General features: G+C 61.7%; 12 protein-coding genes. 9 read left to right on the top strand and 3 right to left on the bottom strand.

Going from position 1 to position 16162, the window contains the following annotated elements; all coding sequences use genetic code 11:
* The first annotated feature begins 62 nt into the window (after positions 1–62).
* The gene (locus ACVZUB_RS27615; protein WP_007730544.1) at positions 63–1253 is read left to right on the top strand and encodes a 4-hydroxybenzoate 3-monooxygenase; all 1191 of its coding nucleotides are present in this window, start codon (positions 63–65) and stop codon (positions 1251–1253) included.
* Positions 1254–1575: 322 nt separating this feature from the next.
* Positions 1576–2445 carry a TIGR03619 family F420-dependent LLM class oxidoreductase gene (locus tag ACVZUB_RS27610; protein ID WP_042451679.1) on the top strand — a complete coding sequence of 290 codons (870 nt, stop codon included), beginning with the start codon at positions 1576–1578 and terminating at the stop codon, positions 2443–2445.
* A gap of 44 nt (positions 2446–2489) precedes the next feature.
* Here ACVZUB_RS27610 and ACVZUB_RS27605 read toward each other — a convergent pair whose 3' ends face one another.
* Positions 2490–3812 carry a ClC family H(+)/Cl(-) exchange transporter gene (locus tag ACVZUB_RS27605; RefSeq protein ID WP_042451676.1) on the bottom strand — a complete coding sequence of 441 codons (1323 nt, stop codon included), beginning with the start codon at positions 3810–3812 and terminating at the stop codon, positions 2490–2492.
* 114 nt (positions 3813–3926) lie between these two features.
* Positions 3927–4547, bottom strand: coding sequence for a LysE/ArgO family amino acid transporter (locus tag ACVZUB_RS27600; protein WP_042451547.1), 621 nt, complete (start codon positions 4545–4547; stop codon positions 3927–3929).
* A 75-nt stretch (positions 4548–4622) separates the two neighbouring features.
* Between ACVZUB_RS27600 and ACVZUB_RS27595 the strand changes: the two genes are divergently transcribed.
* The 5 genes from ACVZUB_RS27595 to ACVZUB_RS27575 all read left to right on the top strand — a co-directional run bounded on the left by ACVZUB_RS27595 (position 4623) and on the right by ACVZUB_RS27575 (position 11809).
* Positions 4623–5516 carry a LysR family transcriptional regulator ArgP gene (locus ACVZUB_RS27595; RefSeq protein ID WP_482627945.1) on the top strand — a complete coding sequence of 298 codons (894 nt, stop codon included), beginning with the start codon at positions 4623–4625 and terminating at the stop codon, positions 5514–5516.
* A 132-nt stretch (positions 5517–5648) separates the two neighbouring features.
* Positions 5649–7121: a class I adenylate-forming enzyme family protein gene (locus ACVZUB_RS27590; protein ID WP_482627944.1), complete on the top strand. Its 1473-nt coding sequence runs from the start codon at positions 5649–5651 to the stop codon at positions 7119–7121.
* 85 nt (positions 7122–7206) lie between these two features.
* Entirely contained in the window at positions 7207–9054 is a 1848-nt protein-coding gene (locus ACVZUB_RS27585) for a DUF3556 domain-containing protein (protein ID WP_064075024.1), read from the top strand.
* Entirely contained in the window at positions 9051–10484 is a 1434-nt protein-coding gene (locus ACVZUB_RS27580; protein ID WP_030536102.1) for a phytoene desaturase family protein, read from the top strand. Before ACVZUB_RS27585 ends, ACVZUB_RS27580 begins: the two co-directional genes overlap by 4 nt.
* Before the next feature lie 35 nt (positions 10485–10519).
* Complete coding sequence (locus ACVZUB_RS27575; RefSeq protein WP_118604685.1) at positions 10520–11809, top strand: PucR family transcriptional regulator; 1290 nt, start codon at positions 10520–10522, stop codon at positions 11807–11809.
* 97 nt (positions 11810–11906) lie between these two features.
* On the opposite strand, the gene ACVZUB_RS27570 is transcribed toward ACVZUB_RS27575, so the two are convergent.
* Positions 11907–13217 (bottom strand): HNH endonuclease signature motif containing protein, encoded by a 1311-nt coding sequence (locus tag ACVZUB_RS27570; RefSeq protein WP_482627943.1) that lies wholly within the window; start codon positions 13215–13217, stop codon positions 11907–11909.
* Between the two features lie 116 nt (positions 13218–13333).
* Here ACVZUB_RS27570 and ACVZUB_RS27565 point away from each other — a divergent pair, with 116 nt between their 5' ends.
* Positions 13334–14641 (top strand): SWIM zinc finger family protein, encoded by a 1308-nt coding sequence (locus ACVZUB_RS27565; protein WP_482627942.1) that lies wholly within the window; start codon positions 13334–13336, stop codon positions 14639–14641.
* A complete protein-coding gene (locus tag ACVZUB_RS27560; protein WP_482627941.1) occupies positions 14638–16122 on the top strand; it encodes a DUF5691 domain-containing protein in 1485 nt (494 codons plus the stop codon). Before ACVZUB_RS27565 ends, ACVZUB_RS27560 begins: the two co-directional genes overlap by 4 nt.
* Positions 16123–16162 lie beyond the last annotated feature (40 nt).

Below are 16162 nucleotides of genomic sequence, written 5' to 3'. Positions count from 1 at the left end.
TTCAGAGGAGTGATCGTGGTCGAGGGTGGTCTCAATCGTCACTCACCTCAGGAGCTCTCTGTATGTCTTCTTCACGCACCCAGGTCGGAATCGTCGGTGGTGGTCCCGCCGGGTTGATGCTCTCGCATCTGTTGCATCTGAAGGGAATCGATTCGGTTGTCCTGGAATGCCGCACCCGCGAAGAGGTAGAAGGCACCATTCGTGCCGGCGTGCTCGAACAGAACACGGTTGATCTCATGGTCGAGACCGGACTCGGTGATCGACTGAAGCGGGAGGGCCTCGAACATCACGGAATCGAGTTGCGATTCGGTGGACGAGGGCACCGAATCGCGTTCGACGAACTGACCGACGGGCGAGCAGTCACGGTTTATCCGCAACACGAGGTGCTCAAGGATCTGATCGCGCGGCGTCTCGCTGACGGCGGGGACATTCGATTCGGAGTGTCCGACGCGCAAGTACACGATCACGAATCGGATCGCCCGAGTATCACTTTTGTCGACTCGGACGGAAATGATCAGAAGCTCGAGTGCGCCCTGGTGGCCGGTTGCGACGGTTCACGCACCGGAACGCGAAAGCTGATTCCCGAACCGTCGATCCGAACAGATCATTTCCGCCAGTATCCCTTCGCGTGGTTCGGCATCCTGGCCGAGGCGCCGCCGTCGTCCGAAGAACTGATCTATGCCAACCATGAGCGCGGGTTTGCACTGATCAGCACACGGACGCCCGAGGTACAGCGTCATTACCTTCAGGTCGATCCGGACGACTCCGTGGACAACTGGTCCGACGATCGAATCTGGGACGAGCTGCACATGCGCGTCGACGGTGAGGGGGCGGAGATCAAGGACGGCAGGATCTTTCAGAAGTCGATCCTCCAGTTCCGCAGCTTCGTGTGTGAGCCGATGCAGCACGGCAACCTGTTTCTTGCCGGGGATGCGGCGCACACCGTGCCGCCGACCGGCGCGAAGGGAATGAATCTCGCGATCGCCGACGTCTACGCACTGGCGAAGGCAATGGACGGTTTCTTCACCTCGTCCGACCGAAAGATGCTGGACGGGTACACCGAAACGGTGTTGCCGCGTGTGTGGCGGACGCAGCACTTCTCGTGGTGGATGTCGTCGATGCTCCATCGCTTGCCAGACGACAGCGGTTTCGGGCATCGCCGACAGTTGGCCGAGTTGGACATGGTCACGCGTTCCGTGGCGGGACGAACGCTGATCGCCGAGAACTACGTCGGAACTCCCTTGCATCAGTAGGCCGATTCGCAGGTTGCACGGTGCGAAATCAGGGGGAGTGGGGTGCCAGGTGTCACCAGGACCCCGAAGTTCTTGGTATGTGTCCGCCTGGCGGGAAGCCGCCGAGCCGAAGTAGCGGGAGCTTTGTAACCTCGAACACGTCCTTGTCCAACCGAGGGTGGCTGATGCTTCGACCGCACTGCGGGGGAGTTGTCGTATGACTGGGCGTTGCAAGAAGTGACTGTTCAGGATCCACTGTCTCCCAAGCCGATCGGTGCGAACCGACTTCGAGCTCATCGAGGCACTTCAGTCGCTCCGGTCAACTGAACAGAGGGATCTTCCGATGAAGTTCAGCCTCGCCGTGGCGATGATTCCCCTCTCTCAACTCGTTGCACTTGCGAAAGTGGCCGAAGAATGCGGCTTTTCTTCGATCACGATGCCCGACTCACTGTTCTTTCCCGAGCGGGGCGCTACCGGGTATCCGTATACCGCTGACGGTGTGCGGATGTGGGACGCGAAGACACCATTTGTAGACCCCATGATTGCCGCGGCCTTCATGGGGCCCGGAACGTCGAAGATTCGCTTTTATCCGCAGGTGCTCGAGCTCAGCTCACGCAATCCTCTGCTGCTGGCAAGCCAGGTGGGGTCGGTCGCGAATCTGACAGGAGGCCGCTTCGGTCTCGGGGTCGGTGTGGGCTGGGCGCCAGAGGAATTCGAGTGGTGCGGCGCTTCCCCCAAGGATCGAGGCCCGCGAGTCGACGAGATGCTCGAGGTACTGCGACTGGTTCTAGGCGGCGGTATGGTCGAACATCACGGCAAGTTCTTCGACTTCGACAGGCTGCAGATGAGCCCGGCGCCGGTCGATCCCGTCCCCATCTACATCGGAGGACATTCCGCGGCCGCATTGCGCCGTGCAGCGCGAGTGGGTGACGGTTGGACCTCGGCTACAGTCTCTTTCGCTGATCTGCAAGCTCTCATCGCGAGGATCGGCGTCCTGCGGGTCGAGTACGGGCGCGCCGAGTCCCCGTTCGAAATTCAGGCCGTCTGCGCCGATCGCTTCGGTCTCGACGGCTCCCTGGAACTGGCCGATAGCGGAGTGACGGAATCGATCGTCATTCCTTGGGCCATGTACGGCCTCGGGTTCGACTGCGACCTGGAAGCGAAGAAAGATGCGGTACGCAGGTTCTCCGAGGAAGTCATCTGCAAATTCTGAAATTCACGTAGCGCACCCGTGCTGCAATGACCCGTGTGCGGGGATCAATCCGTATGCGGGCGTTGCGGCTCCAACATCCGTTCGCGCAGACTGTCGTAGATAGGTGCCGACCCTGCCGACGTGGTGACGAATACCGCTGCCGCAGTGGCAGCGAGCATCGGGACCAGCGTCGACGTCACCGCGGTCATTTCGACCACGATCACGATGCCGGTGAACGGTGCGCGTACTACGGCGCCGAAGAAGGCCGCCATACCGACGGTGGCCATGGTGACCGTGAGCCCGGCGTCCACTCCGGGCACGAAGCTCGACAGTCCGGTGAAGATCGACCCCCAGAGCGCGCCGAGAGCGAGTAAGGGAGCGAACAGTCCGCCGGGAGTTCCAGCGGCATACGAGAGCGGGCCGGTGAAGAACCGAACCACCAAGTACAGCAGCAGGATCGGCAGTACGAAGGTCCTTCCGCCGACGATCATCTGTGCAAGAACGTCGCCGCCCCCACTGGCCAACGGGTCGAGGAACAGCGTCAGGCCGATGACGGCGCCGATCGTTGCGCCGATGACAGTCGGTGGGATCTTGTCGAGCCGTGCCACGATGTCGAGTAGTCCTAGAATCAGGCGGTTGTACGCAATACCCAGTAGCCCCGTGAGGATTCCGAAGACGACGAACAGTGGCAAGAATGCGAGTTGAGGTGTCGGGACGGTGCCGACTTCGAAATCGGGTTGATCACCGATGACGATCCGTGCACAGCCCACCGCCACTGAAACACCGAAAAGGGTTGGCAGCACGGTGCGCAGCCGGAACGAGTGCGTCACCTCCTCGCAGACGAACAGTGCTCCCGCGATCGGCGCGTTGAATGCGACAGCGAGACCTGCTCCGGCCGTGGATGTTTGCAGCATGGCGACGTCGGGTTCGGTGAGGCGGGCTCGCCGTCCCGCTTCTGCTCCGATCGCCGCACCCATGTGTACGGTGGGGCCTTCACGACCGAGAACCAGACCGGAGCCGATCGCCAAGAGGCCGCCGATGAATCTGGCGGGCACGAGATTGATTCCCGGCGGTTTCGCTTCACCGCGGGACACCGCCTCGACGTGCTGGATGCCGCTTCCCTTTGCGAGGGGCACTCGTCTGACGATCAGTACGGCAAGTACGGTACACAGGGCCACCAGGAGGACCGGCACGAGCCACCCGACGTACGGAACGTGATGCGCCCAGTTCACGATCGCCTGACGAAGTTCGTCGGCCCTGATCAGACACCAACGGAACGCGCCGCCGACAAATCCGACCCCGACGCCGGCGACCGCAGCGAGTAGACACAGCAAACCCAGTCCGCGGTTGGAGTCACGCGGTTCGGTGCCGCCATCGTCCTCGGTCATCGTGATCAGCCCTACCTGATGGTCACAACTCGCGACAGGTGAATTGAGCTTCCTCACCTTGGACGGTAACCCATCGCGCTACCCGCAGGGTCGGATCGAGGTTGTGCAGCCTGGTCACAATTCGACAAGCAGGCTGATTCCGAGAACCGCCATCATCACGGCGATCAGAGCATCGAGAACCCGCCAGGCGTTGGGTTTCGCAAAAAGCGGCGTCAGCAGACGTGCGCCGTAACCGAGGGCGCCGAACCAGACCACACTTGCCGTGATGGCACCGGCGGCAAACCACCAACGTCCGATCTCGCCGCGACCGTTGGCGATGGAACCCATGAGCACGACGGTGTCGAGGTACACGTGTGGATTGAGCCAGGTGAGAGCCAATGCCATCGTGACGGCGGCAAGCCTCGACCCGTTGCCATGTCGATCCGGCGCCAACGTCTGGGGGTGAAGTGCCCGCTTGGCGGCGAAGAGCGCATAGCTGAGGAGGAAAACGGCGCCGGCGATACGAACGAACGTGATCATCGACGGTGCGTGTTCGAGGAGGGTCCCGATTCCGCTGACGCCCGCGAGGATGAGAATTGCGTCTGACAACGCGCACACTGCGACGATCGGGAGTACGTGTGATCGCGTCAGGCCTTGACGAAGAACAAACGCATTCTGGGCGCCGATTGCGACGATCAAAGACAGTCCGACCCCGAAACCGACGAGGGCCGACGCAGGGTCGTTGGTGCTGAGCATGTCGTCGAGCCTGCCGCTCGGATTTCAGTCAGTCCAGCTAATGATTCTTAGGATGCATCAGAGTAGCTTCAGATTATGTTGGATTTCGAGCAACTGAGGGCATTGCACGCCGCGGTCGACGAGGGAACCTTCGAGGCGGCGGCGCGGAAGTTACACATCACGCCTTCGGCGGTCAGCCAACGAATCAAAGGTCTCGAGACCTCGGTTGGCCGGATCCTGGTGCAGCGCACCAAACCCATCCGGGTCACCGATTCGGGGAGAGAAGTCCTGCGTCTTGCCCGTCAGATAGACGCACTGTCGCGTGGCACCGTGCGAGAACTCGGCCTTGAAAATGGTTCAGGGATGTTTGCACGCGTCTCGATCGCGGTCAATGCCGATTCGCTGTCCACCTGGGTTCTCGGGGCCCTCGCGGAGTTCACGCAAGAAGTCAGTTTCGATTTTCATCTCGACGATCAAGACCACACCACTGAACTACTGCGCGACGGTTCGGTCATGGCTGCCGTCACCTCTGTTGCGTCACCGATTCAAGGGTGTACCTCCAGCCGTTTGGGCATCATGCGGTATCGGCCGATGGCGAGTGCGGAGTTCTGCCGTCGTTGGTTCGCAGACGGTGTCACGGCCGAATCCCTTTCGGAGGCGCCGCTGGTTGTGTTCAATCGCAAGGATCTACTGCAGGATCGCTACCTCGATCAAAAGGTCGGCCACCCCGCCGATCCGCCCCGTCATCTTGTTCCTTCATCGGCAGACTTCGCGGACGCCGTCAGGCGGGGATACGGCTGGGGATTGATACCGGACCTGCAGCGCGGCGACGACGATCGCTCCGGCGTGCTGATCGGATTCGATCCGGACTTCGTGGACGACGTTCCGCTGTACTGGCAGCAGTGGAAACTGTCGTCACCTGTCTTGCGCCGGATCTCCGAGGTGGTGACCAGACGCGCCCACGAGGTGTTGCATCAGCCGTCGAACTGATGCATACCGTACGTGTGGTGTTGTGCTCAGGGAACAAAGAACCTGGACAAGTTGATCCCCTGGGACCGTTTCTTCGGCCGCAGGACGCCGATAGTGTTTTGAGTCACACACGAATGAAAGGTGCTGACTCTCGTGGCGAACATCGGATATCTGGCTTGGGATCTTGCAGAGAAGTACGGGCAGAAGCCGTGCTTGCGGGACGACCACGTCGAACTCACGTATGAAGAGTTCGCAGATCGCACGGAAGCTGTTGCCGCGCAATTGGCTGGACTCGGAATCGGCCTCGGTGACGTGGTGGCGATCATGCTGCCCAATCGCGTCGAGTTGCTGATCGCGATCATGGCTGCCTGGCGCATCGGTGCTGCCGCTACACCCATCAATCCGATGTTCACCGCGAACGAAGCGGACTACCAGATCGCGGACTCCGGGGCCGAGTTGGTCATCACCGCCACTGCCGACGCACCCTCGGGCGGCCGCGCAGTGTTGGCCGTCGAGGATCTGGCGACAGTGCCGCCGACCGATCCCCGACCCGGAATCGATGTTGCAGCAGACGATCTGGCGTTGCTCATCTACACCAGCGGCTCCACCGGACGGCCCAAGGGAGTGATGCTGACTCATGCCAACCTGCAGTTCATGGCTTCGTCGATGGGCAAGAACATCGGCGTTACCGGCGCGGATCACTGCCTGCTGATTCTGCCGCTGTTCCATGTCAACGCGATCTGCGTCAGCGTCTTGACGCCCTTACTTGTCGGCGGACAGGTGAGTGTCACCGGGAAGTTCTCGGTTTCGAGATTCTTCGACGACGTCGCGCGGCTTCGCCCCACGTATTTCTCGGCGGTGCCGGCAATCTACGCGATGCTGACCTCACAGCCGGAAGACTCCTCGATCGACACGTCGTCCTTGAGGTTTGCCGTGTGCGGTGCGGCGCCGATCAGCAAGGAACTCCTCGAACGCGCTGAGCAGCGTTTCGGTTTCGTGATCGTGGAAGGTTACGGACTCACCGAGGGGACCTGTGCGTCGGCCTGCAATCCTGTGGACGGCGTGCGCAAACTCGGTACGGTCGGCCCGGCGTTGCCCGGCCAGCAGATTGCCATTCTTGCCGAGGACGGAACCTTTGCGCCCGCCGGGACTGCCGGAGAGGTGGTCATCAAGGGTGGCAACGTGATGCGTGGCTATCTGGGGAAGCCGGAGGAGACTGCGAAGACCGTCAAGGATGGTTGGTTGCATACCGGTGACGTCGGAGTCCTCGACGAGGACGGCTACCTGACCCTGGTCGATCGCATCAAGGACATGATCATCCGTGGGGGAGAGAACATCTACCCCAAGGAGATCGAAAATTCGCTCGCTACACATCCTTCCGTGCTCGAGGCAGCCGTCATCGGCGCTCCGCACCAGGTCTACGGAGAGGTGCCAGTTGCCTATGTCGTTGCCTACCCCGATGCACCCGTCACCGAAGACGAACTGCTCGAACATGTCACGGCCTTGCTCACCCGAGTAAAGGTGCCAGTGGCGATCTACGTCGTCGATGCGCTTCCCCGAAACCCGGTGGGCAAGATCGACAAACCTGGAATGAGACGAGCTTTGAGCGCAACTCCCGCTCACTAGTCACTTCCCCGTAATACCAGCACAGCTCGACGACGTCCGTCGAGTCGATCCGTCATGCCCACATTCCGTATTTCAGGAGCACATCATGGGATTCAAAGAAGGAAACTTCCCTCCCGTCGATCCGGCAACGTTCATGGACAAGCCGTTTCTCGAGCGTCTGCGTGACATGTCCACGCACTGGGTGGATTACGGCTTCGGTACGCCGAAGATGGTCCACACCGTCTACATCATGAAACTGTTGTTCCTCTACCTGGCAGCTGGAACAGCCGTTGCCACTTTGACTTCCGGCCTCTCGTGGTTCGACATCGGATCGTGGTGGAACCAGCCGATCGTCTACCAGAAACTCATCATCTGGACGATGATGCTCGAGATGCTGGGCTTGGCAGGATCCTGGGGACCGCTCGCCGGCCACTTCAAGCCGATGACCGGTGGAGTTCTCTACTGGCTCCGCCCCGGCACCATTCGTCTGCCACCGTGGCCGGGCAAAGTGCCGCTCACCTCGGGTGACACCCGCACGGTGTTCGACGTCTTCATCTATGCCGCCGCAGTCGCCAATCTCCTTGTTGCCGCTGTTCTCCCCGGTGTTCACACCACAGGAATCGACTCGGCAATCGCTGACAATGCCGGACTGGTGCGTCCGACGGTCTTGTACTCCTTCCTGGTACTCATGGTGATTCTCGGGTTGCGGGACAAGGTGCCCTTCATCGCTGCCCGTAGTGAGCAGTACCTGCCGGCGATCTTCTTCTTCACATTCCTGCCGTTCGTCGACATGATCCTGGCGCTCAAACTGCTGATCGTCATGGTGTGGATCGGTGCCGGTGTCTCGAAGTTCGGTCGCCATTTCTCGCTGGTGGTTCCTCCGATGCTCAGCAATACCCCGTGGATCCCGTCGAAGAAGATCAAGCGCGCCCACTACCGGAATTTCCCGGAGGATCTGCGGCCTTCACACCTGGGCGGCGGCGTCGCACACGTGGCCGGAACGATGGTCGAAATCGTCACCCCGTTGATACTGCTGTTCTCGACGAACAAGACCCTCACGATCCTCGCCGTGATCCTCATGGTCGGATTCCATCTGTTCATCGCGTCGACCTTCCCGCTTGCCGTCCCACTCGAATGGAATCTTCTGTTCGCCTATGCCTCGGTCTTCCTGTTCCTGGGATTCCCGGCATGGGACGGCTACGGACTCGGCGCCATGTCCTCACCGTGGATCACCGCGGGAATTGTTGCAGCCCTTGCCTTCTTCCCCATTCTCGGAAACCTTCGACCGGATCTGGTGTCCTTCCTGCCGTCGATGCGTCAGTACGCCGGCAACTGGGCATCCGCGACGTGGGCATTCGCGCCGGGCGCTGAAGCCAAGATCGACCAGTTCATCAAGCGTCCGTCGCCGGATACGCGCAATCAGTTGATGACGATGTACCCCGAAGATGTGTCCGATGTCGTTCTGCATCAGCTGTTGGGCTGGCGTTCCATGCACAGCCAGGGGCGTGCGCTGTTCTCTCTGATGATCAGGCACCTCGGCGACGACATCAACACGTACTCACTGCGGGAAGCAGAGTTCATGTGCAACTCCATCGTCGCCTTCAACTTCGGTGACGGGCACCTGCACGACGCGAAGTTGATCGCAGCCATTCAGCGTCGCTGCAATTTCGCACCCGGTGAGTTCCTGGTGACCTGGATCGAATCGCAGCCCATCCACAAGGGAACGCAGGAGTACCAGGTGATCGATGCCGCTCTCGGTGTCATCGAACGAGGTACTTTCAAGGTCGCCGACGCAGTCGCCGAACAGCCGTGGTTGCCGAACGGGCCCATTCCGTTCGACGTTCAGTGGACACTGGACGTACGGGCCGACCGCGCGGCAACGGATCCGCAGGTTGTCTCCGAACCGAAGATGCGTACGAGGGTCAGCGGTAGCGAGCAAGAGGTGAGTAAGTGACAAAGGCCGTAGTCGTCGGCAGCGGGCCCAATGGGCTCGCTGCCGCGGTACACCTCGCACGTAGCGGTGTGGACGTGCAGGTGCTCGAGGCTGCCGACCAGATCGGCGGAGGCACCCGCTCCGGTCCGATCGACGTGCCGGGGTTGATCCATGATCACTGCTCGGCGTTTCACCCGATGGGTATCGGCTCGCCGTACCTGTCCAAGCTGGACCTCGAGCGATACGGGCTGATCTGGAGATGGGCAGAGGTGGACTGCGCGCATCCGCTCGACAACGGGGACGCCGGGGTCCTGTACCGCTCGCTGGAGCAGACGGCTGCGGGGCTCGGCGCTGACGGGCCTCGATGGCAACGCATGTTCGGTGACTTGTCGACTGGGTTCGATGCGCTGGCGTCCGATCTGATGCGCCCGATCGTCAATGTTCCGCACCATCCGCTGCGGCTCGCAGCTTTCGGTCCGCGAGCGCTGCTTCCGGCAACGGTGACCGCCAAACTGTGGAAGACGGACAAGGGGAAGGCGCTGTTCGGCGGGGTTGCCGCACACGCCTTCTATCCACTCAACCGTCCGGCCACCTCGGCGGTGGGATTGATGATCACTGCTGCTGGTCACCGCTACGGTTGGCCGGTTGCCGAGGGAGGTTCGCGGTCGATCACCGACGCGATGGCTGCGATGCTCCTCGATCACGGCGGCAAGATCGACACCGGCGTTCGGGTTCGTACGGCCTCCGAGATTCCGGACGCCGATGTTGTTCTGCTGGATGTCAATCCGGGGGGTGCGCTCGAAATTCTGGGCGATCGACTCCCTGGTCGAGTGGCGAGGGCCTATCGAAAGTTCAAGCAGGCTCCCGGAGCATTCAAGGTCGATTTTGCGATCGAAGGTCATGTGCCGTGGACCAATCCGGACTGTGCTCGGGCCGGAACTGTCCATCTGGCAGGTGGTTTCGACGAAATCGTGGCCGCTGAGCGTGAGACGAATTCAGGCCGTATGCCGGACCGGCCGTTCGTGCTCCTAGGTCAGCAATACCTGGCTGATCCCACCCGATCCGCCGGGAACGTTCATCCTCTGTATGCCTATGCGCACGTGCCTCACGGTTACGCCGGCGACGCTACGGAGGCGATCATCCGTCAGATCGAGAGGTTTGCGCCAGGATTCCGGGAGCAGATCGTCGCGACGTCGAGCAGTGGTACAGCTGACCTGGCAGAGGACAATCCGAATCAGGTAGGCGGCGACATCATCGGAGGTGCCAACACCGAACTGCAGGTTGTCTTGCGTCCGCGCGTCGCAGTCGATCCGTACAGCACGGGGATCGCGGGCACTTACCTGTGCTCGGCCTCGACCCCGCCGGGTGCCGGAGCACATGGAATGTGCGGGTACAACGCAGCCGAATCGGCTCTGAAGTACCTGCGACGAAAGGGTGCGGAAGTTCTGTGAGTAGTCCATCGCACAAGGAGCGAGGCGCCGGTGCGATGCGGCGCCTCGCCCGAGTGCCTGCAGCCGCGGAGCCGGAAGTGCTTGCGGTGGTTGCCGAGTTGGCACGACGACTCGACGAGCGCAGCGCCGACATCGCGCGTGAGATGGCCTTCATGATGGCTCACGAAATCGACCAATTGGATGCAGACGCCAAATTGCTCGAAATGCTCGAGGCCAGCGTGCAGGGAAACATCACGACGATCATCCACGTATTGGCCAACGACATTCCGATCGATCATCTCCAACCCACCACTGCTGCAGTGGAATACGCGCTGCGTCTGGCGCAGCGGGATGTCCCGTCCAACTCCCTTGTCCGGGCCTATCACATGGGCCAAGGCGATCTGATGCGGATCTGTCACGACGAGATCAGCACACTGGATATTCCGGCGCGACTCACTTTGGCTGTCCTGAAACACACTTCGGACGTGGTCTACAGCTACATCGACTGGATCACGCTCTACGTCTTCGACGCGTACGAGCGGGAACGCAGTCGATGGATGGCAGCGCAGGGAAACCTCCATTCGGCCGCAATCCACGCCCTCCTGTCCGGCACCAACGCAGATACCGCTGCTTTCGAAGCGGAGACCGGGTACCGCCTCGGTCAGAACCACGTCGCCCTGGTGGTCTGGTCGACGTGGGATGCCGACGTCATGGGCATCAATACGCTGGACCGACTCGTACGTGATCTCGGCGCAGCGGCGGGAGCGGACAAGCCGCCGATCATCACCGCCATCGATCGACGCACGGTGTGGGCGTGGCTGCCGTTCGGTCGCCGGGTGCCTGCGCCGGATCCGGAGTTTCTCGCGGCGGCAGTGCCGTTGGACGGCGGGGCGCGGGTGGCAATCGGACTGCCGGGGTCAGGGGTCGACGGTTTCAAACGGTCCCACGAACAGGCAACCGCCGCCTATTCGGTTGCTGCCGTCCCGGATACACCGCAGCGACCTGTGGTGAGCTTCGGAGACCGCGGCGTCGCTGTGGTCTCACTTCTGTCCGAGAACATCGATTCGACGAAGTCATGGGTCTGGGAGGTGCTTGGCCCGTTGGCGGAAGATACGCCCTCTGCTGCATCCTTGCGGACGACGTTGAGTGTGTACTTTGCACATGGTGAAAGTCATCTGCACACTGCCAATCACATGAATCTGCACCGGAATACGGTGAAGTATCGCATCAACAAGGCGCTCGGCGATCCAGTTGCTGCCGGCCGAGACAAGTTGGATCTTGCTCTGGCCCTGCAGGTTTGTGAGTTGTTGGGCAGATCGGTCTTGCGCCCGGCCAAATCGTCATGAGTCGTGGATGCGACACGGCCTGTGGGCTCCGTATCGGGTTTTGATGTCCGATGCGGAGCCTGGCCGTGTTCTGTTGTCGCCAAAGAGGTTTGACCCCTCAGGTTTTGAAGGTGGTGTTCGCCGGCCTGGGTTGCTGTCCGGGGTCGATCGAGGGCGGCGGGACGAACCAGGGTTTGTTGTCGGCGCCGATTCGGATTTCCCATTTGCCGACGAACCCGGATTTCCGGTGCATCAGTCGGTGATGTGAACGGCACAGCAGGACCAGGTTGTTCATCACCGTCGGGCCGCCGTTCGCCCAGTGCCGGATATGGTGCGCATCCGTCCAGGCAGGCACACATGAACACCCCGGGAACGCGCAGCCTTTGTCTCGGGCGATCAAGGCCACTCGCTGTTCGGGGGTGACCAATCGTTTTCCGGGTTTCGCATCGAGCGGTGCGCCGTGATCGTCGAGCAGGACGGTGGAGAGGAAGCAGTCGCAGCCGAGGAGTCTGGTCTGTGACACGGACAGTGGTCCGAGCCAGGGCATGTGCCCGACATCAAGATCGGCCAGGTCCAGAGAGTCGTCATCACCCGAATCCGAAGACTGTGCGGCACAATCCCGATGCTCCGCCAGATCCCGAGCATTGATGTGCACGTTCACATGCGGACGCTGACCACCATCGGTACCGGTTTTCGCGCAGTCCAGATACCGGCGGATCAGTTCGGTGAACCCGTCCGCGGTGCGTTTCGCCGCCGACCGGGCATCCGGCGTCCCATCCGGTGCTGGGGTCGGCATTGTCAGATTCGACAACGCGGAGAGCAGCATTTCGCCGGTGAGGGCGTCGAAATCGCCGCGCACCACCACCCGACCGTTCAATGTCGAGGCGATCCGCAACTCGTTCCGGTCGACATCTTCGGCGGGCGGAATTTCATCGGATTCGAACAACCGCTCCAAGGTCGCGATCACGTTCTGCACTTTCGTCGTCGTCGCCTCCACACCCGACGCAGCAGCGAGCAACAAATCGATGCACTTCGGGAGCGCCTCCTCCGGCATCCCCTTCGGTGGTGATTCACAGAACGCCACGATCAACACGGCATGATCGAAGGAGCAATCCCCGCCATCGAACCGAGCCGCCACCGCCGGAAACGGCCGCAAAGCCGCACCCAACGCGGCGATCTTCTTCCCGTCCCGAACCTGCAGCATGGTGTTAGCCGCCAACCAGGACCCCACACCGCGACTGGCAATCACCTGATCATCCGGGCGCAACGACAACTCGTCCACCACCGCCACACGCACAGCTTCGAGGCGCAGAATCTCCGCGCTCGCCGACACCGCAGCCGCACGCAACTCGGCAGCAGACAACTGCCACAACCGTCCGCGTAGCCCCACCGCAGAACCCGACACCACATCCGACAACAAGACGCTCATTGAATCCCCCGATCCCCTCCCCAAACCATATTCGAATATGTGTTCGAGTCAAGGGGTCATTCACCAACGAATCGGCCTGACTCCGTGATGTCAGCGGGTTGTCATACTGTGGTCGAGTGACTTCGCCGTGGACAGCTGGGCAGGTGGCGTCGGTAGCTCCGGACGCCGCATCGCTGGCCGCTGCGCGCAAGTTGGCTGGTTCGTGGAGCCATGCCGGCAACAGGGGTCTCGCGCTCTGGGGGCTGTGTCAGGGCAGCGGCTCGAAGCCGTATCAAGCAGTGGTCGACCTGCGGGGCCCTGCATACAAGTGCTCGTGCCCCAGTCGAAAGTTTCCGTGCAAACATGCTCTGGGGCTGTTGGTGGAATGGTCGGAAGGGCGTGTGCCGTCGGCGGACGAGCCCGCCGACTTCGCGGCAGAGTGGTTGTTGCGCCGCGAGGAGAAGGCCGAGACCCGCGGCGAAAGGGCTGAGACCGGCGACGAGGCCCCCAAGAAGGCTCCCGACCCGGCGACAGCGCAGAAGCGCGCCGACCGCGTTGCGAGCGGGCTCGTCGAATTGGACCTGTGGATCACCGATCAGATCCGCAGTGGTCTGGCAGCGATGGACACATCCTGGGCGGGCTTCGACGCAGTAGCTGCTCGAATGGTGGATGCTCAGGCGCCTGGTGTCGCAGGCACACTTCGAGCCTTGGCGGGCACCGTTGCGTCTACCGAGAACTGGCCTGAGAAAGTACTCGACGAGTTGGCTCGGTTGCACCTGCTGGTTGCTGCGCATCAGAAGCTGTCCGAGTTGCCGGAAGATCTTGCCGATTCGGTGAAAGCACACGTCGGCTATCCGGTCTCAACCGAGAGTGTGATGGAATCGATTCCGGTGAAAGAGAACTGGATGATTCTCGGTTCCGGGATCACCGAGGAGAAGCGACTGTTCACCCGAACGGTGTGGATGCTCGGCAGGAATTCGAAGCGGTGGGCCATGCTGCTCGACTTCTCCCACGGGTCACCCAATTTTGCCACCGAAACGCCGCCAGTCGGGTTTCTGCTCAACGCCGATGTTCATTTCTATCCCGGTGCCGCGGCATTGCGGGCGCGGATAGGGGTCACGCACGGAGAACCGGAGCCCTTCACAACCATGCCGTTCGGAAGCATCGACACTGCGTTGCAGCAGTTTACCGATGCCCTCGCCGCGGATCCATGGTTGCGCTCGTGGCCGGCAGTGATCAGTTCGGTGGTCCCGTCGTTCGTCGACGGATCATGGTTTGTCGTCGACGAATCGGGCACAGCGCTTCGGGCAGAGGGTGATTCGGATCTTCTGTGGAAGTTGCTCGGCATTTCCGGCGGTTACCCGGTCACAGTCTGCGGAACGTGGAACGCGCTGGCTCTTACTCCGATCTCGGTTTTCACGGGAGGGCAGGTGATCGTGCTGTGAGTACATTGATCTCAGCGGCGCTCCTTGGGACAGCCAGAACAGCAACAACATTCGAGGAGCTGCCGGCTGAAGTGCGTGGCTACGCTCGCGAACTCGACGGCGATCCTGCCGAGATGCTTCTCGCAGGAGCAGCGTTGGAGAGGGCGTACCGCCGTGGCGGTGCGGGCTCCACCACGGCGGCGGTGCCGACACCTGCGCCAGACGATGTTCGATTCACGCTGCCGGAATCCTCATCGGCGCATCTGCTGTCGATGCTCGCGGCCAAGGCGACCTTGCTCGACGAATGGTTCGCAGTCGCGTTGGAGCACAATTACCGTGCGCCTGATCATCTGGTCGCCGAGTTGCTTTCCTTTGCACGTGCAAGTGAAGCTCACCGGGAGAGCATCCTGCAGATGGTCGGCGAGCGTGGTCGATGGCTTGCCGCGCAAAACCCCGAGTGGAGCAAACTCGTCCGAACCAGGGATGCCAACCCGGACGTGTGGCGTCACGGAAGTTCGTCGCAGCGCACACAGTGGCTGATGGACACTCGTCGAACAGATCCCGCGCTGGCGCTGGCCGAACTCCGAAAGTCCTGGGGCACCGAGCGGGGCGAACAGAAGGCTGCCTTCGTCGCGGCGCTGGCAAACGGACTGAGTGCGGATGATCAACCATTGTTGGAGGAAGCCCTCGACGACCGTCGCAAGGACGTGCGACGCGCGGCAGTGGAAGTACTCGGACAACTCCCCGAATCGGAGTTCGGGGAGAGAATGGCTGCTCGGGTTCGGAAATGGGTGCGGGTGGAAAGGAAACTCGTTCGGTCCACGCTCGTCATCGTCCCGCCTGAGGAAGTCGATTCAGCGGCGAGGCGAGACGGCATCGAAGACCGGCCGAATCCACACACCGACTATCGTGCCGAGTATGTGCGTCAGGCGATCGGTTCTGCGCCGTTGTCTCTGTGGAACAACATGATCGGTGGACCAGGCAAGGTCTTGGGGATGAGCGTTGACGAAAGCTGGGAGCCGATCCTTCACGACGCGTGGTCCACCGCCGCAGTCGCGCAGAACAATACGGAATGGGCGCTGGAACTCTTTCGTATGCGCGGCACCGCCACCGATCGACGCGTGCTCCCGTTGGTGCCGGCCAAGGCGCTGGCTGATCTGTTGAGGTCCGGAAACGGCGACGCCAACGTTCTGCACCCGGGCCGGGCAGCGATCTACGACGCTCTGCGAGGTCCATGGCCCGAGGACATCACCCGGGCAGTGGTAGCCCAGTGGGAACGAGTTGCGGCCAGACGTGCCGACGGAGGCGCCAAGGCCGGCGAATTCTCACGCTACAAGTACGTCGCATCGCTGCGCCTGGCCGAGACTCGATTTCCTTACAGCGCAGTAACTTTGCTGGAGCGTGCGGCGGAGCGTGCTCGTGACCCCGACTGGCGGCAAACCTTCGCCAGAACTGCCAGTGCCATCACCCACCGCAAGACTCTGCTCGAGGAGCTCAAGTGACTGACAGCGTAACCGTGCCCACCACGGAACCGGAAAAGCT

This window comes from Rhodococcus sp. OS5, from assembly GCF_056837585.1.
The sequence above is the reverse complement of the archived record's forward strand: the minus strand, read 5'-3'. Positions and strand labels throughout refer to the sequence as shown.

Excerpts from the sequence above, each read along its gene's own strand:
- ACVZUB_RS27615 (WP_007730544.1), top strand. The coding sequence starts at position 63 with ATGTCTTCTTCACGCACCCAGGTCGGAATCGTCGGTGGTGGTCCCGCC.
- ACVZUB_RS27610 (WP_042451679.1), top strand. The coding sequence starts at position 1,576 with ATGAAGTTCAGCCTCGCCGTGGCGATGATTCCCCTCTCTCAACTCGTT.
- ACVZUB_RS27605 (WP_042451676.1), bottom strand. The coding sequence starts at position 3,812 with ATGACCGAGGACGATGGCGGCACCGAACCGCGTGACTCCAACCGCGGA.
- ACVZUB_RS27600 (WP_042451547.1), bottom strand. The coding sequence starts at position 4,547 with ATGCTCAGCACCAACGACCCTGCGTCGGCCCTCGTCGGTTTCGGGGTC.
- ACVZUB_RS27595 (WP_482627945.1), top strand. The coding sequence starts at position 4,623 with ATGTTGGATTTCGAGCAACTGAGGGCATTGCACGCCGCGGTCGACGAG.
- ACVZUB_RS27585 (WP_064075024.1), top strand. The coding sequence starts at position 7,207 with ATGGGATTCAAAGAAGGAAACTTCCCTCCCGTCGATCCGGCAACGTTC.
- ACVZUB_RS27575 (WP_118604685.1), top strand. The coding sequence starts at position 10,520 with ATGCGGCGCCTCGCCCGAGTGCCTGCAGCCGCGGAGCCGGAAGTGCTT.
- ACVZUB_RS27570 (WP_482627943.1), bottom strand. The coding sequence starts at position 13,217 with ATGAGCGTCTTGTTGTCGGATGTGGTGTCGGGTTCTGCGGTGGGGCTA.